This window comes from Anabaena azotica SJ-1 (assembly GCF_047275885.1).
Taxonomy (GTDB): domain Bacteria; phylum Cyanobacteriota; class Cyanobacteriia; order Cyanobacteriales; family Nostocaceae; genus Trichormus_B; species Trichormus_B azotica_A.
Genome location: NZ_CP178454.1, coordinates 1,203,030 through 1,226,594 on the forward strand (window position 1 = coordinate 1,203,030; position 23,565 = coordinate 1,226,594).

General features: G+C 38.6%; 22 protein-coding genes and 1 pseudogene. 14 read left to right on the forward strand and 9 right to left on the reverse strand.

Annotated features, from left to right (window positions below; genetic code table 11):
• The first annotated feature begins 93 nt into the window (after positions 1–93).
• The 3 genes from psaK (ACLLO5_RS05250) to ACLLO5_RS05260 all read left to right on the forward strand — a co-directional run bounded on the left by psaK (ACLLO5_RS05250) (position 94) and on the right by ACLLO5_RS05260 (position 2,263).
• Positions 94–348 carry a photosystem I reaction center subunit PsaK gene (gene psaK / locus ACLLO5_RS05250; protein ID WP_413174431.1) on the forward strand — a complete coding sequence of 85 codons (255 nt, stop codon included), beginning with the start codon at positions 94–96 and terminating at the stop codon, positions 346–348.
• Between the two features lie 257 nt (positions 349–605).
• Positions 606–881: a photosystem I reaction center subunit PsaK gene (gene psaK, locus ACLLO5_RS05255; protein WP_413174432.1), complete on the forward strand. Its 276-nt coding sequence runs from the start codon at positions 606–608 to the stop codon at positions 879–881.
• 191 nt (positions 882–1,072) lie between these two features.
• Positions 1,073–2,263 (forward strand): site-2 protease family protein, encoded by a 1,191-nt coding sequence (locus tag ACLLO5_RS05260; protein ID WP_413174433.1) that lies wholly within the window; start codon positions 1,073–1,075, stop codon positions 2,261–2,263.
• A 378-nt stretch (positions 2,264–2,641) separates the two neighbouring features.
• Here the strand turns inward: ACLLO5_RS05260 and ACLLO5_RS05265 are convergent, their stop codons facing one another.
• From ACLLO5_RS05265 to ACLLO5_RS05285, 5 genes are all read right to left on the reverse strand, one after another.
• Complete coding sequence (locus ACLLO5_RS05265) at positions 2,642–3,370, reverse strand: DUF3891 family protein (protein WP_413174434.1); 729 nt, start codon at positions 3,368–3,370, stop codon at positions 2,642–2,644.
• A gap of 132 nt (positions 3,371–3,502) precedes the next feature.
• Entirely contained in the window at positions 3,503–4,195 is a 693-nt protein-coding gene (locus tag ACLLO5_RS05270; protein ID WP_413174435.1) for a manganese catalase family protein, read from the reverse strand.
• A 38-nt stretch (positions 4,196–4,233) separates the two neighbouring features.
• Entirely contained in the window at positions 4,234–4,506 is a 273-nt protein-coding gene (locus ACLLO5_RS05275) for a GlsB/YeaQ/YmgE family stress response membrane protein (protein WP_413176014.1), read from the reverse strand.
• 227 nt (positions 4,507–4,733) lie between these two features.
• Complete coding sequence (hemN, locus tag ACLLO5_RS05280) at positions 4,734–6,116, reverse strand: oxygen-independent coproporphyrinogen III oxidase (protein WP_413174436.1); 1,383 nt, start codon at positions 6,114–6,116, stop codon at positions 4,734–4,736.
• 227 nt (positions 6,117–6,343) lie between these two features.
• On the reverse strand, positions 6,344–7,018 hold the full coding sequence (locus ACLLO5_RS05285; RefSeq protein WP_413176015.1) for a heme oxygenase (biliverdin-producing): 675 nt from the start codon (positions 7,016–7,018) through the stop codon (positions 6,344–6,346).
• A 347-nt stretch (positions 7,019–7,365) separates the two neighbouring features.
• Between ACLLO5_RS05285 and ACLLO5_RS05290 the strand changes: the two are divergent.
• Positions 7,366–7,900: pseudogene (locus ACLLO5_RS05290) on the forward strand (hypothetical protein); the annotation flags it as partial.
• Between the two features lie 17 nt (positions 7,901–7,917).
• Positions 7,918–8,193, forward strand: coding sequence for a hypothetical protein (locus ACLLO5_RS05295; RefSeq protein ID WP_413174437.1), 276 nt, complete (start codon positions 7,918–7,920; stop codon positions 8,191–8,193).
• Between the two features lie 13 nt (positions 8,194–8,206).
• On the opposite strand, the gene ACLLO5_RS05300 is transcribed toward ACLLO5_RS05295, so the two are convergent.
• Positions 8,207–8,818: a DUF3318 domain-containing protein gene (locus tag ACLLO5_RS05300; RefSeq protein ID WP_413174438.1), complete on the reverse strand. Its 612-nt coding sequence runs from the start codon at positions 8,816–8,818 to the stop codon at positions 8,207–8,209.
• 67 nt (positions 8,819–8,885) lie between these two features.
• Here ACLLO5_RS05300 and ACLLO5_RS05305 point away from each other — a divergent pair, with 67 nt between their 5' ends.
• From ACLLO5_RS05305 to mdh, 6 genes are all read left to right on the forward strand, one after another.
• The gene (locus ACLLO5_RS05305) at positions 8,886–9,122 is read left to right on the forward strand and encodes a hypothetical protein (protein WP_413174439.1); all 237 of its coding nucleotides are present in this window, start codon (positions 8,886–8,888) and stop codon (positions 9,120–9,122) included.
• A 143-nt stretch (positions 9,123–9,265) separates the two neighbouring features.
• Positions 9,266–9,481, forward strand: a complete 216-nt coding sequence (locus ACLLO5_RS05310) for a photosystem I reaction center subunit IV (protein WP_413174440.1) — start codon at positions 9,266–9,268, stop codon at positions 9,479–9,481.
• A gap of 143 nt (positions 9,482–9,624) precedes the next feature.
• Positions 9,625–10,461: a DNA-formamidopyrimidine glycosylase gene (locus ACLLO5_RS05315; protein WP_413174441.1), complete on the forward strand. Its 837-nt coding sequence runs from the start codon at positions 9,625–9,627 to the stop codon at positions 10,459–10,461.
• Between the two features lie 154 nt (positions 10,462–10,615).
• The gene (locus ACLLO5_RS05320) at positions 10,616–11,575 is read left to right on the forward strand and encodes a hypothetical protein (protein WP_413174442.1); all 960 of its coding nucleotides are present in this window, start codon (positions 10,616–10,618) and stop codon (positions 11,573–11,575) included.
• A gap of 319 nt (positions 11,576–11,894) precedes the next feature.
• Positions 11,895–12,110, forward strand: coding sequence for an NAD(P)H-quinone oxidoreductase subunit O (locus tag ACLLO5_RS05325; RefSeq protein WP_413174443.1), 216 nt, complete (start codon positions 11,895–11,897; stop codon positions 12,108–12,110).
• 64 nt (positions 12,111–12,174) lie between these two features.
• The gene (gene mdh, locus ACLLO5_RS05330; RefSeq protein WP_413174444.1) at positions 12,175–13,149 is read left to right on the forward strand and encodes a malate dehydrogenase; all 975 of its coding nucleotides are present in this window, start codon (positions 12,175–12,177) and stop codon (positions 13,147–13,149) included.
• A 46-nt stretch (positions 13,150–13,195) separates the two neighbouring features.
• On the opposite strand, the gene ACLLO5_RS05335 is transcribed toward mdh, so the two are convergent.
• The gene (locus tag ACLLO5_RS05335) at positions 13,196–14,845 is read right to left on the reverse strand and encodes a metallophosphoesterase (RefSeq protein WP_413174445.1); all 1,650 of its coding nucleotides are present in this window, start codon (positions 14,843–14,845) and stop codon (positions 13,196–13,198) included.
• 195 nt (positions 14,846–15,040) lie between these two features.
• Between ACLLO5_RS05335 and ACLLO5_RS05340 the strand changes: the two genes are divergently transcribed.
• On the forward strand, positions 15,041–15,874 hold the full coding sequence (locus ACLLO5_RS05340; RefSeq protein WP_413174446.1) for a carbohydrate ABC transporter permease: 834 nt from the start codon (positions 15,041–15,043) through the stop codon (positions 15,872–15,874).
• Between the two features lie 106 nt (positions 15,875–15,980).
• Here the strand turns inward: ACLLO5_RS05340 and ACLLO5_RS05345 are convergent, their stop codons facing one another.
• Entirely contained in the window at positions 15,981–16,646 is a 666-nt protein-coding gene (locus ACLLO5_RS05345; protein ID WP_413176016.1) for a sugar transferase, read from the reverse strand.
• 393 nt (positions 16,647–17,039) lie between these two features.
• The gene (locus ACLLO5_RS05350) at positions 17,040–21,422 is read right to left on the reverse strand and encodes a hypothetical protein (protein ID WP_413174447.1); all 4,383 of its coding nucleotides are present in this window, start codon (positions 21,420–21,422) and stop codon (positions 17,040–17,042) included.
• A 640-nt stretch (positions 21,423–22,062) separates the two neighbouring features.
• Here ACLLO5_RS05350 and ACLLO5_RS05355 point away from each other — a divergent pair.
• Positions 22,063–22,761 (forward strand): Crp/Fnr family transcriptional regulator, encoded by a 699-nt coding sequence (locus ACLLO5_RS05355; protein WP_413174448.1) that lies wholly within the window; start codon positions 22,063–22,065, stop codon positions 22,759–22,761.
• A 63-nt stretch (positions 22,762–22,824) separates the two neighbouring features.
• Entirely contained in the window at positions 22,825–23,553 is a 729-nt protein-coding gene (locus ACLLO5_RS05360; RefSeq protein WP_413174450.1) for a DUF2232 domain-containing protein, read from the forward strand.
• Positions 23,554–23,565: the final 12 nt, after the last annotated feature.

A 23,565-nucleotide genomic window follows, 5' to 3' on the forward strand; every position in this document is an offset into this window, starting at 1 on the left:
ACACTAAGTTAGAGGAAAAACTTTTGCTTTGTCCTGCGTAATTCTATAATTTTGTAGGTTTAGATTCATTTTTTCATTGTAGGAGAATACATCTTGTTATCATCTATCTTACTAGCAGCCGCAGCATCCGTACCTGCAACACCAGAGTGGAGTCCTACAGTCGGAATCATTATCAGTGCCAGCTGTTTTGTTGTGCTTTTATTGAGTTTAGCAAGCAAAGCTCCCAAGGTTGGACCCCAACTGCCTTTACTTCCTGTTAGTGTGGCAGGATTTATTGGTGCAATGGCTTTTGGTCATGTGATTGGTATTGGTATTGTTTTGGGTTTGACTAATATTGGTCGTTTATAAGTTCAATTTGATACTCTCTAAGTACAGATAGTAAAAATTTGGCGGTAAGTAAAGATCAAATTGCTTGCCGCTTTTTTATGACTGGGAACTGGGGGATGGGGGGATGAGGGGAGATGAGGGGGATGAGGGAGATGAGGGGGATGAGGGAGATGGGGGGATGAGGGGAGATGGAATTACCTTACTTTTGAGAGAAGAATCTCTTGGTTGAAGAGATAGAAGATAAAGATGACTGTCTTTATAGATGGAAATCAACTCCTATGTCATCAATATTATTAGCAGTTCAAGCTACTGTTCCCAAGACTGTAACAACTTGGAACTGGACAATCACAGGAATTATCATTGGCAGCTGTCTATTAGTGCTTGTGCTTGCTGGTTGGTCAATTCGCTATCCTCATGTTGGTCGCAAGATGCCTTTACCTTTTCCAAGATTATTTAATAATCCTAGTGTTGCTACATTTTTGGCAGCGATGAGTTTTGGTCATATTATTGGTGTGGCTGCGGTTTTAGGTTTGACTAATTTGGGTGTTTTATAGCTGAATACTTACAAAAATCCTTTAAACTTAGCCTGAGAAGCAGTTTTCGCTGATTACCAAATTGAGATTTGCCGCTAAGGTGCATTAATTTTAATTAATTGTCTATTCTATAAATATGACCTTCGCTAGTTCTAATTTAGAAACTGGTGTTTTAAGGTGGGAAATGTATAAAAAATAGATAAATTAAAGTAATGCAAAAAAATTGGCAAATTGGATCTTTATTTGGTATTCCGCTGTTTCTTGACCCTTTATGGTTTGTAGTTTTGGGGTTGGCAACTTTAAATTTTGGGGTGGCTTATCAACAGTGGGGAAATGGGACTGCTTGGAGTGCAGGACTGGTAATGGCACTGCTGTTATTTACTTCTGTGCTGTTACATGAGTTGGGTCACAGCTTGGTGGCACAGTCACAAGGGATTAAAGTTAACTCTATTACGCTGTTTTTCTTTGGTGGGATTGCTGCGATAGAGGAGGAATCAAAAACTCCTGGTAAAGCTTTTCAAGTGGCGATCGCAGGTCCTATGGTAAGTATCGTCCTGTTTTTGCTACTAAATCTAGTTTCTAATGTTATTTCTGATACCACTCTAGTAAGTTTCATGGTCAGGGATTTAGCGAGAATTAACTTGATTGTGGCTTTATTTAACTTGATTCCCGGCTTACCTCTGGATGGGGGACAGGTGTTAAAAGCAGCACTATGGAAAGTTACAGGCGATCGCTTTCAAGCAGTACATTGGGCAGCTAGGTCTGGACAAATTTTAGGTTATGGTGCGATCGCACTGGGATTTGCTATAGATTTCTTTACCAAGGAATTGGTAACAGGTCTGTGGATCGTGTTATTGGGTTGGTTTGCAATTCGCAACGCCAACAGCTACGACCGTGTAACCACATTACAAGAAACTCTGCTCAAACTAGTAGCTAGTGATGCGATGACTCGTGATTTTCGCGTGGTGGATGCAGACCAAACACTGCGCGAGTTTGCTGACTTATATCTTTTAGAATCATCTTCCCCTCATATTTACTTTGCTGCTGCTGATGGACGTTATCGAGGTTTAGTAAAAGTTGATGATTTGCGAACAACCGAAAGAAGTCAGTGGGAAACCCAAACCCTACAAAGCATTGTTCATCCTCTTACAACCATACCCACAGTTAGTGAATCTACTTCCTTAGCAGAGGTAATTAACAAGCTAGAAAACGAACAGCTATCGCAAATTACCGTACTTTCTCCCGCAGGTGCTGTAGCTGGTGTGATTGACAGAGGAGATACTGTCAAATGTTTAGCAGAAAAGTTAAATTTGCGAATTACCGATGCTGAAATCAAGCGCATTAAAGAAGAAGGTAGTTTTCCTCCAGGGTTGCAACTAGGAGTAATAGCGAAGTCCGTTTAGAAGAATGTAGGTTGAAACAAAAAACCTCAGCTGTGTAGCTGAGGTAGTTGGGAGAAGATCAAATGTCAATAAATGATAGAAAACCGATGTCAGTCTTTCTTAACTAGTACCAAAAACCACCAGAACTCTAGCGATGACATATCGTGCAGTAACTAGACCGCTTTGTGGAGATGAACGGACATATTACCTCTGGGTTTCAATCGCTCAGTCCTTGAGTATGCCGCTCTCTTGGATTAAATGGTGGGTATTAGTTAACTTATGTTAACAAGTTTAACGACTTCTTTACATTTTGTCAATAGATTATAAAACGTAGACACGACAAGACTTTTATCCTGTCATCTGTCATCTGTCATCTGTCATCTGTCACCTGTCATCTGCTTAACTCTTGAAAAAAGTCCATTCCAGAACATTTATGGGAGCTTGACGGAGAGCTTGAGAAAGTTCTTGAGAGTGGTTAAACTTGACCTGAGACAACTTGCAAGCTTCAACATTGACGGTAAATTGTTCATCTTCAAAAGGCCAAGGTTGAACTGTTACCAGACCATCACGGTGTTGCATAATGTCATAACGCTGTCCATCAGGGCCTGGACCAATTTCTAGCCATCGTTCATCAGCGGGGAGTTCTTGCTGACAGAGAATCAAAGACAAGCGATCGCACCATTGCATAAAAGCATAAGCTGCGTCAACCTGATCCTGCGCTATTCCTAATTCTTCCTGCAAATGCTGTTGGTGTTTAAGTTGTTCATCTAAAAATATATCCAATTCTGCCAATCGTCCACGAGCCGGTTCATGTATACGACTAATGTGCTTAGAAATTAATAAAGCTACCCATCTACCACGGTAAAGAGCATTTTCTGCCAAATTAGCTACTTTGGGAACATCTATATTTGTATTCAGCATAAAGTCCATTGGCGCACCTGCATCAGTTAAATTGTCTTCCTCCCACTCTTTTTCCAAATCATCATGATGGGAAATAGCAGCCAAGGTTTCATACAATCTAGCAGGAGCATTTTTGCGTTGCCATTGTCCTGCTAATTGAGCCGCAAGTAAAGCATGAGCGCGATGATAGATAATTTCCCAACCATTTTTTGTTGGATTGACAATCATAGTAATGGGTAATAGGTAATTGGTAATGGGTAATGGGTAATTGATAATTGATAATTGCTAAATTCAGATAAGGGTGGATTTTTTCCACCCTAAGTAATACAAAACTGTAGCTAGATTAAAATCGGCTAATGATTAAGTTCGAGATTCTAAAGGATTGGCAACGTAATTAAAAGTTGGTTCAGAGTTCCAAGGACCACGCTGTTCTTGTTCAGTTCCGTTTGTTGATAAGTTATAGTAAAGAGAAACTGTTTCATCCGGTTGAACATTACCAAATATAGGGTCAGTCAACTTACCCAAAGAATCTAGAGCTTTCATAAACATTTGGGTATGGGAAATTTCGCGCGTTAAAAGATGGACTAAAGCATTTTTAGTTCCCTGATCTGTTGCCAGTTTAATCAACTCTTCATAGGTTTGACGAGCGCCACCTTCTGCGGCAATATTAGCGCGTAAATCACGGACTACATCACCACCTTCATTCAAGTAACTTGCAGTCCAAGCTTGACCTTGACTATCAAGAAAATGGGGACCGATTCCTCGCAGTGCAAAAAGAGTGCTTTTGTAAGCTTCGGTTTGATCGGTATTTTTTGTATGAGCTTCGATGAGTTTACCAACCATTTCTAAATGACCGAATTCTTCAATGGCAATATCTTGGAGCATATCCCGAATACCAGGATTTTCGACATGAAAAGATTGTACCCAATATTGCAAAGCTGCTGTCAGTTCTCCTGTCGCACCGCCAAATTGCTCTAGAAGTAATTGAGCAAAACGGGGGTTAGATTCATCAACTTTGACAAAATGAATTGGTTCTTTTTTGTGAAAAAACATACAACTAATTAACTCAAAATTCAACAATTAGACTCAAATTATGCTCTGCTACTTCTTTGAAATAGCGTCCATAAATAAATGGCTATTATTGCACCAATGATTGCCACTAAAAGACCCGGAATACTTAAGGTAGCAGCTGTAAATTGTAAAGTACCTGTGCGGAGTAGTGTAAACAAAGTTCCACCAATAAAAGCACCAACAACACCTAAAATGATTGTTGAGAGCATCCCACCACCTTGAGAACCTGGATAAATAGCTTTGGCGATCGCACCAGCTAATAATCCTAAAATTACCCAAGCAATAATATTGATCATTGCTTATTACCTCTAATATTTTATTTGTATCAATTTTATCAATGATTAAAAATAATTATTTCTATCATTTGATAGAATCCTGTCAGCCAAAAGGTGGAGATAATTGATATTTTTTTATTAATTGAAAATAGATATGTTTAAAAATTTAACCCCCCTTTTTAAGGGAGGTTAGGGGGAATCAATAAGTAGCCTAAAGCCACAACCAGAAACTTTTAAAACACCTCTTAAATTGCACGAGAGAATTTTCTTTCTCTAGTTCTGGTATGAGTATCGAAATTCACCGCAATATTTCTGACCAGTAATCTACCAGTATCTGTAATTTCGATTTGGTTAGTAAATAAATTTACTAGTCCATCAGCTTCTAGGGGTTTTAACTCTTCTAGTTCCTGAGAGAAATATTCATCAAAATTGATGTGATATTTATGTTCAATGTCTGACTTATGTAGCTGAAAGTGAGACATGATAGACATAATTACATCCCGTCTGATGATATCGTCTTGGGTTAATTTAATGCCTTTACTGGTAGGGATAACACCCGCTGATACCGCTTGATAATAGTCCTTTAAACCCTTATGGTTCTGAGCATAAGCATCTTCTAGCATACTGATAGATGTAGAACCAAAGCCAAAAAGTTCTGTTTCTGCGTGGGTAGTATAGCCTTGGAAGTTGCGTTTTAGAGTACCATTACGTTGAGCGATCGCTAATTCATTATTAGTTTTCGCAAAATGATCCATGCCAATAAACAAATACTCGTTATTTGTCAACTCCTCAATGGTCATCTTCAGAATATCTAGCTTTTCCTGTGCTGCGGGTAATGTATCCTGGGAAATCCGCTTCTGCACAGGTTTCATCCAAGGTACATAAGCAAAATTAAACACCACAATTCGATCAGGGTCTAGAGCGATCGTCTTTTTGACCGTTTCCTCAAAAGTATGCAGAGTTTGGTATGGCAAACCATAAATTAAGTCTACATTGACACTGGTAAAATTAGCCTCCTTAATCCAACCCATCGCATCAAACAGCATTTTTTCCGGTTGGATTCGATTTACTGCTGCTTGTACTTCCGGGTTAAAGTCTTGGATACCAAAACTAATGCGATTAAAACCAATATCTCTCAGAAACTGAATGTATTCTTTATTGACATAACGGGGGTTAATTTCAATCGAAACCTCTGCTGATGAATCAATAGTGAAATAACGATTAATCTGATTCCACAAAAATTCAACTTGGTTGAGTTCCAAATAATTAGGTGTTCCACCACCCCAATGTACCTGAAGCACCTTTCTGCTTGTGTCAATCAACTCTGTGGTGTTGTGAATTTCTTGTACCAAATTTTGTAGATATGGTTTGGCAATATTCTTGTTATTAGAAATTACCGTATTACAGCCACAAAAATAACAAGCAGTCTGACAAAATGGAATATGGAAATACAAAGATAGGGGAGTTTGACGTGCATTAGAAGCAGCAATAGAGGCTTGGAAATCTTCTGTGGTGAACGTTTCAGTTAACTCTGTAGCGGGTGGGTAACTGGTGTATCTAGGTGCGCGGGTATCATACTTTTTAATCAGATCCAGATCAAACTTTACACCTGGTAATAGAAAGACCATTAAAACCTCCGAGAGACTTTTAGTTTACTGCTAGTGATTGTAGAGATTGTAGAGATTGTGGTTTTTGAATTGGGAGTAATTACGCTAATTTTTCCCAATCAATTGTTGTAAAATTGACAATTTTTTATTACTAATTGCCAATATATTTGTATGTTTCAGCTTCCAAAACTGAAACTAACTAGCTAGGACTTACTTCAAGAAACCCGGTGTTGATTAAAAATACTATATCAAACTAGGTCATTATATGTAGCTCGACCTAAAGCTTGAATTAAAATACTTTCTAATTCTTTAATTATCTCCATGTTTAGGTAGAAAGCATGATTAGCTTCGGCGACAATTTTATCAGCAGTGATATCATCAACAGGGACGGTATCTAATGCTTGACGATATCTATTTTTGAATTCCTGCTTATCGGCAATTTGCTCAAAGTTGTAAAAGGAAGTTCCTTCATATCCAGACAATTTTAAGGCTGACTGAGCAATTTTTTGTAGCATTTGTCCACCGGAAAGATCACCCATATAACGAGTATAGGCATGACCTAATAACAAAGCAGGTTCATGAGTAGAGATTTGATGAATACGTGCAATGTAATTTTGAGTGGCTGTTGATGGTCTGATGAGGTGCGGCCATAAATTCCCATGATAAAACAGCATATCTTTTTCTAGAGATGCTTGGCGATTAAGTTCAGGAAAATACATTCCACCAATTACAGGATGTTGTTTATTTTTTTCAATTGCTGTTTCTAGTTCACTGTAAACAAAATACAGATTACTTAAAAACTTAATGAAGCATTCTCTATCTACAACACCTTGGACAAAACATTTCATGAAGCCGACATTTTCTGCATCTGTATGAGCTTGTTGAGTACCAGAACGCAGTTTGATGGCTAAATTATTACTCATTGTTGCTTCCTTCATGTTCACGCGCAAATTTGCTCAATAGTCATCGACTTGTTTATCAGTTAGCCGTCGATACCACAGCCAGAAAATTGCTATTCTAGGTTTATGGGGTGCTGCACCAATCTATCCAGCAAATACCACTGCTGATATAGATTCAGGACTTTTTATCTCTTACAAAATATTTAACTATTAATATTCTTATAAATATAAAGATATTCATATTTCTTTAGACTTTCGTGAGTAGATTTGCTCTTTTTTATATTGAGAGAAAGAAAATTTACTGCTATTTAGAATAATTACTGAATTTTATGTATATACTGGTAGTTAAAAGCTAATTATATACGAGTATTATGTTGGACTGGTTAGTTGTTTGGGGAGTAACTCAGGCTGCGGGATTTGTGTTTAAGCCAATTTTAGAAGATTTAGCCAAAGATGCAACCAAAGATTGGGCTAAAGATTTATTAAAAGGTTGCCTCAATATGGCAATTTGAAATTAGAAAGTTTAGATACAACAGGTTACGCCTATAACGAACTGAAATTATGGCGAATGTTCATCGCTCAAAATTGCGGGAAGTTCACCAAGTTTTACCACAAATTTATGAATTGCCTAAAGAACATTTGAATCGACTTCGGGAAAGTAATCAGCTAGAAGCAGAAGTAGCAATACAAGATTTAGAACGCCACAAACAAAGTTATTTTGAACAAGCAACTCGACCAGTTTTAGATATCATTAACGACAAGCAAAATTATAAATATGTAGTAATTTTAGGTGATCCAGGTTCTGGTAAATCTACATTACTGCAATTCTTTGCATTAAATTGGGTAGAATCATCAATTGATAATATTATTTCCCAACCTATTCCTTTATTAATTGAATTACGCACTTAAGAGTTGTAGCTCTAGTGGCATTGCTAAGTGGAGTCTATCGCCACAGCCACAGAATGGTACAAAGTGCGATGGCAGAAGTGTTTGGAATTTCAATATCGTTGGGAACAGTCAACAAACTCAGGCTGGAAGCGAGTAATGCAGTGGCAAGTTGTGTAGATGAAGCCAAACTTTATATCCAAAATACGGCGGTAGTCGGAGCAGATGAAACCAGCTTTAATCAAGGAAATATTGATGGTTTTAATCCTGAACAATGTCAATTTCTGCTCCAATTTAAAATTCAAACTTATTAAAAATGCCAAACAATTACCAATTTTCAATTTTACTTTCTGGAATGCCTACGGGAGACAAACCTGCGATCGCTCTCAGATTTTGACACCGAATTAATTCACTAAAGTCTAAGCCAGAACGCCCTTCTATCCTGGCTACTGTCTCGATGGCGGTTAACAAATGCTGTGCGGCTTCTGTTTCTGAATAATTGCGTCTTTTGGCAATGCTAATGGCTGTTTTATCAGCAGTTAATTCTGATTCCTGTGACTGATTCATTCGCCATATCCGCACACCAGCTAAAGCACTTAATCCTCCAGCGATTATTACACCTACCACATCAGCTTGGGCAACTTCCACCACACCACCTAACAACCCCGCTAAAACCAGTCCTTGATAAATATCTGGTTGTAACCACTTCACCCCCGTCAACCAACTAACCTGATATAGCAGCAGTAAATCTCGTTGTGGCTTAGTTAAGCGTCTCCACAAATCAAAATTAATATATATCGGTCGTTCCTGACCCCAAGGTAAGGGAAAAGCAGCATCTATCACCTTTTTTTGCTCTGGTTTACTGACGATTTTAGTCATCATCCGCCCAGAAGCTGGCATTACATCTAACAAACGGCGAATTTCACTATTTGGCTCCATTGTCTTTATTCTTAGCCATAATATATGTATATTAATTTACTACTAAGACTTTATTTAAAATATTTACATGGATGCTTTTGCTCCCACACCTCCAGAATGGACAAATCAAGCTATTCACGCATATCAGTTTTGCTGTCCCAAGTGCCACTCCAGTAGTCGAGAAGCAGCAGCAGTTTGGTTAAATAGGCGATCGCCTGTTACAACAGTAGACCATCGTCGTAAATGGCAAGAATTCTATCATTGCCATTGTGGTTGTGCTTGGTGGGCTTGGAGTAACGACAGGCCACCCAAAGATTTACACTAAGTTTTCCCACCGCCCCAAAAGAATGCGAATAGCTTTGAAAGCCGTAAAGATTTTATTCAAGCTGTTGACCAGTAGCAAAAAAGTTCTAGACTGAAAAGAATTAGCCCTAATTTATTGGCAATTAATTCAAAGGGAAGATCATCATGGTTCAACGTGGTTCTAAAGTGCGTGTCCTCCGCCCCGAATCCTACTGGTATCAAGATGTAGGAACCGTGGCATCTGTAGACCAAAGCGGTATCAAATACTCTGTAATTGTCCGCTTCCCCAATGTTAACTACTCTGGCATCAACACCAACAACTTCGCCGTAGATGAATTAATCGAAATCGAAGCACCCAAAAAAGTTGCTGCTAAAAAGTAAGCAATTAAGCTACTAGGGCATTGTTTAAGGCATGATATAAGGAAGTGTGAAGTACAAAGCCCGAAGGCAAAAATATTCAACCTTCCTTATGTCTTGTCTTTACAGTGCCTAAAAATATCACATTGCTTGCTTATTTTGCTTAAATGCCTGAACTGCCTGAAGTTGAAACAGTCCGACGGGGTTTAAATCAATTAACCCTAAACGACGGAATTACGGGGGGAGATGTCCTGCTAAAACGCACCATCGCCTACCCTTTTTCTGTTAGCGAATTTATAGATAACCTCAAAGGAAGCAGCATTAAATCCTGGCATCGTCGTGGTAAATATCTTTTAGCTGAACTCACACCCTCTTCAACTTGGTTAGGTGTTCATCTGCGAATGACCGGTCAATTATTATGGTTAGACCGAAATGAACCCTTACACAAACACACAAGAGTCAGATTATTTTTTGGAGAACAGCAAGAATTACGCTTTGTTGACCAGCGCACCTTTGGGCAAATGTGGTATGTTCCCCCTGGTGTGGCTGTAGAAACCATTATTACAGGTTTAGCAAAACTGGCAGTAGACCCATTTTCACCAGAATTCACCGTTGAATATTTAGCTAATAAACTGCAAAAAGGTCGTCGTCCCATTAAAACTGCGCTGTTAGATCAGTCGATAGTTGCAGGATTAGGTAATATTTATGCTGATGAGGCTTTGTTTAAAAGTGGTATCTTACCTACAACCATCTGTACAGACTTACAGAAAAAACAAATTGCACCTTTAAGAACAGCCATAATTGAAGTTCTATCCGCGAGTATTGCCGCTGGTGGGACAACTTTCAGTAATTTCCTCAATGTCAAAGGTGTAAATGGCAACTATGGTGGTGAAGCTTGGGTTTACAACCGCACTGGGGAGCCTTGTAAAGTGTGTGGTAATGTCATCCAGCGAATTAAATTAGGTGGGCGTTCTAGTCATTTTTGTTCCCAGTGTCAGAAGTAGAGGACAGGTGAAAGGAAAGAGTTTTTCCTAATTATCGTTGAAAGTTTTCCTGTTCATCAAACAGCGACATCACAGAAATTGATCATATCCAGTTTGGTACGCGCTATTATCCAAAAAGTATAAAATTAATCTTCCTACCTTTAAATCAATTTCCATGACTCGCTTTATACATGACCAATTTGCCAAACAATATCTAACTGAACTATTAACACCCTATGGTCAAGTAGAAACCAGCAAAGATATCACAGCAGAAGTCAGACAAATTGACGTTTTATTTATTCCTTCAACCCAATCTACAGACAGCTTAGAAATACTAGGAATACTGGGAAGAATGGCAACAAATTATGCTATATTTGAACCATTCCGTAATGCTGTCACCAAAAGTGAAATTCGCAGTTGTATGGGTAAATTATTTGACATCCATGCACAAATAGAACGTCAATCTAATCGCAACAATACCCGTATAAATGAAGCAGAATTACCCCGACTGTGGATTTTTTCTCCTACCGCTTCAGTAGAACTCCTAGCGAGTTTTAATACTACTGTTGATGAAGAAAACTGGTCTAAAGGTATTTACTTCTTGGGAGAGGGATTAAAAACCGTCATTATTGCTATTCATCAACTTCCCAACACACCACAAACACTATTTTTGAGGATATTAGGTAAAGGGAAAGTTCAACGACAAGCAGTTGAAGAATTAGAAGCACTATCTAAAAATAGTCCCTTTCTTTCCCATATCATACAATTAGTACATGACCTAATTGCTGTTTTATCGGCTCGTCAACGTCAAGAACAAGATATTGATAAAGATGATCAGGAGTTGATTATGAAATTATCGGAAATGTATCAACAACAATTAGAAGAACTGAAAAAACAAGGACTTCAAGAAGGACGACAAGAAGGACGACAAGAAGGACGACAAGAAGGAATCCAGGCAGGTATAGAAAGAGAACGACGCGCTATGATTGAAAGTATCATGCAAATACGGTTTGGGGAAGTTGATCCAGAATTGGTAAAAATTATCGACTTTCTGATTGCTATGACCAGAGAAGAATTTACTCCGTTGCTTTTACAATTATCTCGTGAGGAACTATTAGCTAGATTTGCACAATAATTCATGAGAATAGCGACAAATTAGTAATTTCCAGCAGAATTTTAGCATTAATCAATAGTTGACGACTGAAGGCTGATCATTTTTTTGACTTCTGTGATGCAGCGCAAAAACATAGACTGGGGCTTGACAACTGGTTCGATATTTGCTATCATTAATTCGATAAGGAAGAACTATCTATGATTTTATCAATGCCGCTGACCTGATGGTAGGCGGTTATATTTTTTCAGGAAAGAAATTTTCAGGAAAGAAATTGCGCTTTTACGTCTTGGCGCGAGATATCATCTTAAATAAAAGCAATTATAAATTGTAAGGGGAACTCATGGCAGTTAAAAAAGGAAATATGGTTCGGGCTGTGCGCGAAAAGTTGGAGAATAGCTTAGAAGCCCAAGCTAGTGATACTCGCTTTCCTTCCTATTTATTTGATAGCGAAGGGGAAGTAGTAGATATCAAAGGTGATTATGCTTTGGTGAAGTTTGGGAAAGTACCAACGCCAAATATTTGGTTAAAGCTAGAACAATTAGAAGAGTTTAAATAGGCTTTCTATAGTTATGCTTGTGGTAGGGATTATCCACCCTACTACTGTTAAATGATAACTGATTATGTCTTCTTCCCCAGTTGTTTGTAAATCTCCCCGTGTGACGATTGTGGGTGCGGGTAGAGTTGGTAGCACTTTAGCCCAACGCATTGCGGAAAAAAATCTGGCTGATGTAGTGTTATTAGATATTGTCGAAGGAATGCCCCAAGGTTTGGCTTTAGATTTGCTGGAAGCACGGGGACTAGAGTTACATAATCGGCAAATTAGCGGCACTAATAATTATGCGGATACGGCTAATTCAACAATTGTGGTCATTACCGCTGGTTTTCCCCGTAAACCGGGAATGAGTCGGGATGATTTGTTGAAAATTAATGCCAAGATTGTGGTTGAAGCGGCAAAAAATGCGATCGCACATTCTCCCCATGCTATTTTTATTGTTGTCACCAATCCTTTGGATGTGATGACTTATTTAACCTGGCAAACCACAGGTTTACCTAGAAATCAAGTTATGGGAATGGCTGGAGTTTTAGACTCAGCCAGATTTGAAACTTTCATCGCTTTAGAATTAGGGGTTTTACCTGCGGATGTCAAAGCAATGGTTTTGGGTAGCCACGGTGATTTAATGGTGCCTTTAGCCCGCTATGCAACTGTTAATGGTATTCCTATTACAGAATTATTAGATGCAGCCACAATTGAAAATTTAGTAGCAAGAACCCGCAACGGTGGCGCAGAAATTGTCGAACTAATGCACACAGGAGGCGCGTTTTTTGCTCCTGCTTCTGCCACATCCCTGATGGTAGAATCAATTTTATTAAATCAGTCACGCTTATTGCCAGTTGCAGCTTATTTACAGGGTGAATATGGTTTAAATGAAGTGGTTATCGGTGTTCCTTGTCGTCTGGGATGTGGTGGAGTTGAGAACATTTTAGAATTGACTCTCAATGATGAAGAAAAAGCCGCTTTGCAAACCTCAGCCAATTCTGTACGCCAAAATATTCAAAGGGCGCAGGAAATTTTATCTACGGTAGATGACAGGTGACAGTAAAGAAGGCAAGAGGCAAAAGTTTATTCTTCCCAATCACCAATCACCAATCACCAATTACAAACTCATCAAATTTCACAACTTCAGAATCAGGTTTTCTCGTATCAAAACGATAACTGCTAATAGTACCTTTTTTTGTGTCAAAAATACTAAAAACTGTAATCTCATTACTGGCAATATAAGGTAGAGGTTTGCCATCTTCTCCTAATAAGGGAGAAATATTGGGTATCACGGGTTCTAAACCATTTGGATCACCAATTCTGGTATAATTTTCTGGATAGTTTGTGGGAATATCTCGCTTTCTTTCACCCCAAGCTGCACCATAAGAATTACCAACATTAGACGTTTCTAAAAAGTGCATTCCCCTGTCACTAACAAAACGATTCCATAAATGGGAATGTCCATAAAATACTAACTGTACTTTAGCTGCTTCTAATAAAGGAATTAAATCACCAATAATATAATCTGCATTTTTCGGATATTCATAACGAACAGCTTTGATATTTTCCTCGTTATCTCGCTCAATTATGGTAAGAGGATTAGTGTAAGCTGGAACAATATTATCGCCTAAAGTATGAGGTGGATGATGAAACATCACAACTTTATATTTTGCCTTTTTAAATTCATCACTATTTAATTCTTGCTGAAGCCAGTTATATTGTTGACTACCTTTGAAAATAGGTTCATAAATTAACTGTCCATAGCCCCAATTTTCAGGATTCTGAAAATCTTTTACTGGTTCTATATATCTGCCTTTACGTTCTGAATTTAATTGAGGATGTCGCCACATATTTGTAATATACAAAACCACCAATCGGACATCACCAAAAGTAACTGCATAATAAGTTTTTCCAGATGCTTTGCTTTCAGGTAAAGTAAAAATTTCTTCGTAGGTTAGAGTATTAAAAGAATTATCTTTGAGAGAATCTTCACCATACAATTTTTCGGCAACTTCACGGGGGATAGTATCATTAAATTCAGAATCTAAACTTTTCGTTCTGGCATATCTCCCCATGACTTCATGATTACCAATACAAGTAAACATGGGCGCATTTTGAATAATTTTTCCACCTGTGTAAATTGCTTTTACTCCGTTATATTCAATTTCATAATTAGCGCGACCTTGCAAGCCTGGAAATAAAGCATTTCCGCGATTATCATCAAACCATTCTGAAGCGCGGTCGGGAACATTTACTAAATCTCCTGCAAACCATACTCCGTCAACCCTTCCTACAGTTTCCACCACTTTTTGCAAATTTGCGGCTGTCATGGGTTTTAATTGATGATCGGAAGTGAGGAGAATTTTTAAAGCTGTGCCAGGTTTTGGGGAAGGTGCAAGGGTAAAAACTGCGCTGCTAACTTTTTCACCATCTTCTCTAATACTGGTGACTTGATAGGGAATTCTTACATTTGGAGTTAAATCTGTAACTTCGGCTTCATGTCGCCAAATTTCCCGCTTTACAGGTTGTTGAAAAATTTGCCCATTTTCAGTTTGATTTGCTACTCTGGATAGTTGATCTTCTCTAGTGCGACTAAGTTTTCTAGTCTTTGCAACTGAACTTTGATCAAGTTTTTCACCGTAAAAAACTAAGTGTTTATCACCTGCAAACTCAGTAAACCAAACTACTCGCACAGAATTTTTTGTTGGGAGTTGTAAAAATGGGTCTGTCAGAAGTTGCGGTGGTGATATCATAATTGTCTTACCCAAGGAACTCGCACTTACTACCGTCAAAAATATTACCAGAAAAAGTACGGTTATGATATAACTTTTTCTTCTCAGATCAAGAAGTCTAAAATCAATAAAATTCGATGTTATCAATCATCTGCGTTTATCTGCGTACCCTTCGGGAAGCAAGCTACATCTGCGTTTAATTATGATGAGAATCTTATGAATATCAAAAAATCACAACTGCAAATTTTGATCACTTATGGTTTATTGAGTGCGATCGCACTCCTGACCCTTTTTCCCTTATTATGGCTAGTTAGTACGTCCTTAAAATCCCCAACCGAAAATATTCTCCAGTCACCACCCCAGTTATGGCCTAGTCAACCGACTTTAGATAACTTCACTCGTGTTTGGGAATCTTTACCCTTTGGGCAATATTTATACAACAGTATCATAGTAGCTTTATTAACTGTAATACTGAATCTACTGTTTTGTTCTTTAGCTGCTTATCCTTTAGCGAGATTATCATTTGTGGGAAGAAATGGCATTTTTATTGCTATTGTTTCCACAATTATGATTCCCTTCCAAATCGTGATGATTCCCTTATATATTTTGATAGTTCAATTAGGCTTAACAAATAGTTATTTAGGGATGATTTTCCCCAGTTTAGCTTCTGCTTTTGGCATTTTTTTATTAAGACAAGCTTTTATGGGTGTGCCTAAAGAAATTGAAGAAGCAGCCCGCATGGATGGTAGTTCTGAGCTAGGATTGTGGTGGTTTGTGATGTTGCCAGCTATTCGTCCATCACTCATAACTCTGGCTATTTTTGTATTTATTGGTGCTTGGAGTGACTTTTTATGGCCTTTAATTGTCATCCAAGATGAGAGTTTATATACTTTGCCCTTGGGAGTTTCTAAATTAGCAGGTACGTTTTCTCTAGATTGGCGATTGGTAGCAGCTGGTTCTATAATTTCTATTGCACCAGTATTGCTATTATTTATATTTTTACAAAGATTTATTGTACCCACCGATACGGGTAGCGGTGTTAAGGGGTAATCAGTTATCAGTCTCTTCACTGTCACCTGTCACCTGTCACCTGTTACCTGTTACCTGTTACCTGTTACCTGTCACCTGTCACCTGTCACCTGTCACCTGTCACCTATTAATAAGCTCCTTTTCTGTCTAAGACTACCCAAATAGTTTTAACAATTAACATCAAATCATAAGTGATTGACCATTTACGCTGATAGTCTAAATCCATACGGACAATAGTTTCAAATTCTGTGATCGTTGAACGTCCATTAGTTTGCCATTCTCCAGTGATACCGGGTTTAACTCGCAACCTTTCCCAATGGTGTGGTGCATAATTGATGACTTCATCAGGTGTGGGGGGACGAGTACCAACTAAACTCATTTCTCCCTTTAAGACGTTCCAAAATTGAGGTAATTCATCTAAACTGGTGCGACGCAAGAATTTACCCAAGGGTGTAATACGTGGATCATCTGTAGATTTAAAAATGTTGCCTTTGGCTTGGTTTTTGACTAGAGATTTGATTTTATCTGCATCAACCACCATAGAACGGAATTTCCAAATCCGAAAAGTGCGTCCGTTTAGACCACAACGGAGTTGAGAATAAAATATGGGGCCAGGATCGGAAACTAAAGTAGCAACGGCTATAGGTACTACTGCCACAGATGTAATTATTAAACCTACTATGGCTCCGAGTATATCAATTAATCTTTTTGCAATGCTGGTGGTTGATGGGTGTAAGGAATTTAGTGATTGGTCAATCAAAATCAAGTGATTCAGAAGACCCAAACCAGGCATGGTATAGTTTTTCGTTCTAGTTCTGATGGTAGAAAGTGACATAATTAATACTTATTTTTTACACCGTATTTTTACGAACTAGATATGGACTAGATTTTGATTAAATGTGAACTGTATTGAAATTAATAAAATTCTATGTAATTTTTCATACTTTACAAAGCAAAATAGTGAAAATTCATACAATCTTTGAATTCAGGAAGGTTATTTTAAATTTTTGATGTTTTTTTTCAAACAAGTTAAAATATAGGCTATTACACATAGAAATGCCCACTCTTGAGATCATAGTATTTCTACTCGAAAGTGGGCATCTTTTATGAAGTTTTAGTTAAGTTTTGCGTAAATTATAGAAAATATCCGTAGATATCTTCCGTAAGGTAGATGTTTTTTAAAGTATTAATGAAGTGGGTTAATTGCCAAAGCAAAATTAACTACATAAGGTTCTTCCAGTGATTGCAGAGAACTGGCTTTGACTGCATCCAAATAGCGACGCAACAATATTAGTTGCTGAGAATTGGGACGATAGGAGAGATTACCTTGTTTTTCAAAGAGTGGTGCGGATGCGATCGCCTGATAATCTGGATTTTCCTGGGAGTGTTTTGCTAACCACATAGCATTTAAAGGTGTTTGATTATCTTCTGGATCAGATAGAGTTTCTGAAAGCACAGAAGGTATCAAACCAGCCGGTAGTTCCCCTTCCAAGAAAGCTAGTAGTCGCTGTTGACATTGGCGAGTATTGATACCCCGATTCTCAAACAATTGCAGAACTTCACCAAAGGATAAGGAACGTTCTGGTATAATTTTCAGCAATTCAGTAAACAAGAAATAATCTGTATACTGTTGTCTGGGAATTTCTAAAACTTGGGGATGCAGAGGTAACATCGCCAAACCATAAGCTACTCGGCTACAATTAGGAGCGCCATTTTCCCCCAGATATAAATCTTGAATTATTTTGGCGTTGGGTAATTTTTGGCGTAACCAACGGTTAACTGTACTGATAGCAGCAACTCCACCAGAAAGAATCGCTTGATTAATTGCTTCTGTGGGAATACCACGAGCTACTAATAATTTATTGAGTTCGCGGTTGAGACGACGCACATAAGGCACAAATACCTGGCTTTCTAAATCTCTTCTTTGCAATACCCAACGTTGATCAGCTAATTCCAAAGTAAAAGATTCTTGGTGTTGCAAAATCAGCTTTAGAGCTAGAGCCGCATCTAATAAAGCTTGTCCTAGTAAGGAACTTTCTAATCTTTGTTGGAAGCGGATACGAGCAGGAATATCTGGTTCAGCAACTCGCGGTAATTCTAACCCATCCAAACTCAAACTAGACCATTGCATCTTCTCTAAACCAGGGATTGAGGGTTGCCAATGCCAGGGGTTACTAGCAGAGGTGTTACTATTGGACGCTGCTGCACCACGGGGTTGATGAGATTTTGGTGGTAGTAGTAACTGACAAATAATATCCTGCTCCATTGCCTTACCAGCATAGGCAAAACCGTGCAACATGAAATCTCTATATGTTAATTGACTCAAATCTGACGGTAAATCAACCAGTGCCATTTCTGTGGATGTTGCCCCAATATTCAAGGTCAGGGTATTACCTAAGAGCGGATTTTCACTAGTTTTGAGCAGACGTAAACCTTGATTTTCATGCAACTGCACTGATGTTGAATTAACAGTATCAAGTTCTGGAAGTAAAGTTGCGATCGCTTCTTCGACAAAAAATATTTGTTGGGGATGGGAGACAAGTTTACTGGTGAGTATGGCTTCCCGCACATTAAACCGATATTGTTCAGACCAGCTAGAAGGACAAGTACAGACCACACCAGCAATATTATTGATAATCTCAGAGAACGTTGGTTTATCTATACCCACAGCATGAGCAATTAAAGCGGGGGTCGTACTGGTTTGATCCGACTTGAGGGTTAACAGCAATTTGGAGAGCGATCGCACCACCCAAATTAAAGGCCCCGCAGAAAAGTCATTTAATTGCAGCACAGGTTCCCATTTCTGCTGGGTACTTTTGTAGGGAATAGCTATATGTAAATAAGGCTTTAAATTGGCAGAATAAAGATTTTGTTTCGGCGCTGGTGTAGAAGAAGTTTTATCTTTTGCCACTACCGCAGGTGCTATTTGCTCAATATTTGTGGCGCTTTCAACCTCTGAATGAGGTATAGAAGCCGTAGGTAGATAAACTTCCGCAGGTAAACGAAATGATTGCTCAAAAGAAGTTGCATCTACTTGGCTTTCTGCTGACCAATAAATCGGATACACAACCAATCTTGAATAATTCAACAAAGCCGCCGAAATACCAGTCGTACCTAAATCAATTCCTAAATACCAAACAGAATCCTTGTCTATAACATTTACCAGAGAATTATCACCAGCAAACACAGCCGATTTTGGCTCTGAATTTATTGATTTTGAATCTGTAACTTCCTGTTTTTCTACATTATTCAGGCTCAAATCTAACTCAGTTTCTGACTTAGAAATATCTAAATCCAACATAGTCATTATTGGGATGTTCTCTGTCGATTCACTGCTAGGAAATTCTGCCATTGAAAAACTTGTATCCATCAGATCCTCAATGTCAGGCAAAGAATTCTGGATATATTCTAAACTTCTGGTATTTACTGTTTCAGAATTTAACCGCGAATCAAAATTAGCCAAATCTCGATCTAATTGCTGCAACTGTGCTTCATCCAAAACAATCTCCGGTACACCTTCAGTTTCTGAATTTTCTAAAGACAGTAAATTTTCATTGGGTGAAGCAGCGATATAAGTGGTTGCAAGTAAATCTGAATTCTCAGTCTGATTCTCTACTGGTGACGCTAATATAGCAGTTTTATTAGTTGTAGTTTCTACCCTATCTTCCACAGATAAAACTTCTACAACTTCTTCCTCATCACCAACATCAACTAATAAATCAGTCAGAACAGTAATAGTATCACTACTATCTGGCAGAGACACAGATACTGTAGGTAAACTAGCAAATTCGGCTTGAGGCTGGCTATCCTCAGCTAACAATGATTCTCCCCATAACTCAGATGGTTGAGTAGTTGCTTCTATGAAAGTATCAGAAATTTCTGGTAGAGAATTATCCCGCTCCTCAGAAATAGTAGAATTTTCTGACTCCACATAATTTAAGGACAATAGCTCATCCTGTTGTTCTGCTGAAATAATTGAAGAAATTGAAGATGGAGAAATACTCTCAGCCATTTGAGTTCCTAATTCAAACGTCTGATCTGGAGTAGATACTTCATTCTTGACAATCGGCAAAGTAATAGCATCTGTTGTGGTATTTTGAGCGTTTTCACCACCAAATAAACTTGCATAAAGTTGGTCTACTTCATCAGCATTCTCAGACTGCAATTTATTCAGGGTAAGTTCTGACAACACTGAATCCAAATCCTCCACCGTGGGAGTTTCCTGTGAGTCAGCAGCAATATCTGAGACTAATTTCTCTTGTGATTCATCAGGGGTGGTAAAAGTGGCAGTAGCGGACGTTGTTGGCTCATTCAGAGTAAGTTCTGACAAAACTGAATCCAAATCCTCCACCATGGGAGTTTCCTGTGAATCAGCAGCAATATCTGAGACTAATTCCTCTTGTGATTCATCAGCAAAGGTAAGAGTGTCAGTTAGGGTAAGTTCTGACAGCATTGAATCCAAATCCTCCACTGTAGGAGTTTCCTGTGAATCAGCAGTAATATCTGAGATTAATTGCTCTTGTGATTCATCAGCAAAGCTAAAAGTGTCAGTTAGGGTCAGTTCTGACAACACTGAATCCAAATCCTCCACTGTAGGAGTTTCCTGTGAATCAGTGGCAATATCTGGAGTTAATTTTTCAACAGGATCATCAACCGCTTGTGGTTCTAATAATGGTGATGATGCTATTGAGCCAGTATCTATCCCAAAGATAAAAGATTGAGTATCAGGAGATTGTTGTTGTAAATACTCAGTCAAATTATTCAAAAAATTGGCCATCATCTGTTCACCTTGCATCCCCTGACTGTGCATTTTTGCCAGTGCTTGGGATAAGGACTGATGATAGGTGTTAATATTACGCTCTAAAGACTGAAAAACAATATTGACAGTTCCATCTAATGACAGCAAGCGTTGATCTAACTCCCTGGCCAGACTAGCTAATCGTTCTACCCCATCCGCTGATTCTAAAATAGGTTGAATAGCAGATTTAGTAACTTCTTGGTTATATTCACCTGTAGTCAAATTGGGAGAATTAGGCGCGTTTCGTGTCAAATATGGAATTAAATTTGGCACTAACCGACTAACTAGCACTTGTAAAAATTCGGTAATTATCTGCTCTTGGTTTGCTAACTGCTGTGTTAAAGAATAGTTTTGCAGTCGCTTTTGTTCTAGCTGCCTAATTTCCTGTGCAAGAGTAGCTCTTTCTTGCAACATTCCTGTCAATTCTGCTTGCAACGGTTTAAGCAAAACTGAAATTTCATCTTTTAATTGTCCACCAATAAACTTGCTTTGTTCTTGTTGTGAATAAGAAGAATAGACCTCTTGCTGATTTTCCTGCTCCACATATCGTGCTAACAAAGATGATAGTGGTGCCTCAGACGGATCGGGTGTGATTTCTTCTGATGTCTCACTTTCGTTGAGTTTTACCAGAAAGTCACGAACTTTTTGTAAAATGTCTCTTTCTTCAGACCCCTGACCAGACAGCAGTTTTGTTAGACGATTGCCACCGTTGGCAAGTAAGTTGTCAATGTCTGCAATCAGTTTGTGAATTTCATCTGTACGGGAAGTCACGTTAAATTACCTTAGCTAAAAATGTACTTTGATGTTTATGGTATTTACAATTACCGAAGTGCTGAGTAACAAAAGTTATTGCTCTGACTTCTGAGGGCAATTATGTTATGAATTACTCAGAGATGCAACTTGATTCCCAGGGTTCACCCCCTTTTCAGGTAGTTCACTCAAATTTTGTACTTTTTTTAAGTGTTAAATTGATTATCTATGTAATAATAGCAACAGAAGTTTCAATTGTACATCAACAGAAAAGGAGGAAAAGTATACAGGGGGCAGAGGAACTCCATATTGCAAAATCAGAGATTCGCGGTTTTTCACTTTGTCCGTGAACCATTCCCTGAACCCATTTTTTAGTAACCAGTAAACACTAAGACAAAATTAAGTTTGTTGAGAAAAAATTATATTGTCGTTTTCTTGTGTAACATAGTTTAGTTTCCTATATGAAAGCGGCTGTGATTTTATAGTTTAGGTTTAAAATACGTAAAAATTCAGGAGTCATGAGTCAGGAGTCAGAATGTTTGAGAAATTGGTTAATTATCAAATAGGTATTTTTGGCGTTAGCCTCAAAAAGCTGACTGCTGATGGCTGATAGCTGAATATTGCTTTTTCTGTTGATAGCAGCTTTGATAAATATGTTCTAATGGAAGATAGATATAGCTTGCAGACATCCACGCATAACTGGATCACCTCAGCACCCTTTTTTCAAGGGTTGCCTGAATCTATAGTCGAAACAGCCCTCACCCATCTTGTTACTCGTACTCACCCAGCCAATCAAGTGATTTTGCTGGAAAATGACTGGGGTGGTTCTGTCTATTTCATTGTAGAGGGATGGGTAAAAATCCGTACCTACAATTTAGAAGGAAAAGAGGTAACGCTAAATATTATTGGGAGCGGGGAATTATTCGGAGAAATGGCAGCCTTAGATGAAGTTCCTCGTTCTACTGATGTTATTACTCTTACTCCAACGGTGATTGGTAGTATGCCTGCTCAAGATTTTGTGAAGTTGCTGCAAACAGAACCTTTAGCAGGACTGAGATTAGCGCAGTTAATGGCAAGACGGTTAAGACAAGTAAATCGTCGCTTACGGCTGCGAGAATCGGATAGTCAATCGCGAGTGGCAGATACTTTGCTATTTTTGGCAGAAGGACAGGGTAAGAGAGGACAAACAGGTACAGAAATTCCCAATTTACCTCATCGGGAATTGAGTAGTCTCAGTGGTCTAGCTAGGGAAACAGTAACTCGTGTATTAACAAGGCTGGAGAAAAAAGGCTTGATCGCTAGAGAACAAGATGTTTTGTGTATTCCTGATGTTTCAGCTTTGGAAAAAATGATTATTTAGTACCAGAAGGTATAAGGCAAAAGTCAAGAGGTAGCAGGCTCTATTAAGAATTACGAAGATGATATGAGTATTTTAGATTCGCTGCCAGATGAACCTCAGCAAGATCCATCACTTGAATCACCAATTCCTATTAATGAGGCTCAACTAGCTTTAAAGCGCCCCAAACTCCAGGTTGATGCTCCTTTGCGGATGGTGGAAACAGCGTTTTTGGCTAGTACGGCTAGTTTGATTTGGTTTATTAATTTCTATTTTCCCTTGGGTCCAGTGTTACGGATATTTTTTCCAGTTCCCATTGCGTTAGTTTATCTACGCTGGGGTAAACGTGCAGCCTGGATGAGTGCTGTTACGTCTGGATTACTATTGGCGGTGCTGATGGGTCCAGTTCGCAGTATGTTATTTGTTATGCCTTTTGGCCTGATGGGTGTGCTGTTGGGGGCTACTTGGTATCGTCGTGTACCCTGGATGGTGTCGATTACTTTAGGTATGCTTTTGGGTACTTTAGGTGTGTTTTTCCGTCTGTGGCTGCTGTCAGTATTATCTGGTGAAGACCTTTGGATTTATGTTATTAACCAGGTTACGGAAATTACTGAGTGGATATTCCTGAAGCTGCAAATATTGGCAACTCCGAGTGTGTTGGTGATTCAGGTGGGGGCTGTGGTTTTAATAGCTTTCAACAATTTGATTTATTTGTTCGTAGTACATTTGGCAGCATGGTTACTTTTGGATCGTTTGGGAAATCCTATCCCCCGTCCTCCACGTTGGGTACAAGTATTAATGGATTATGAAGGTTAGTTATAAGAGAAT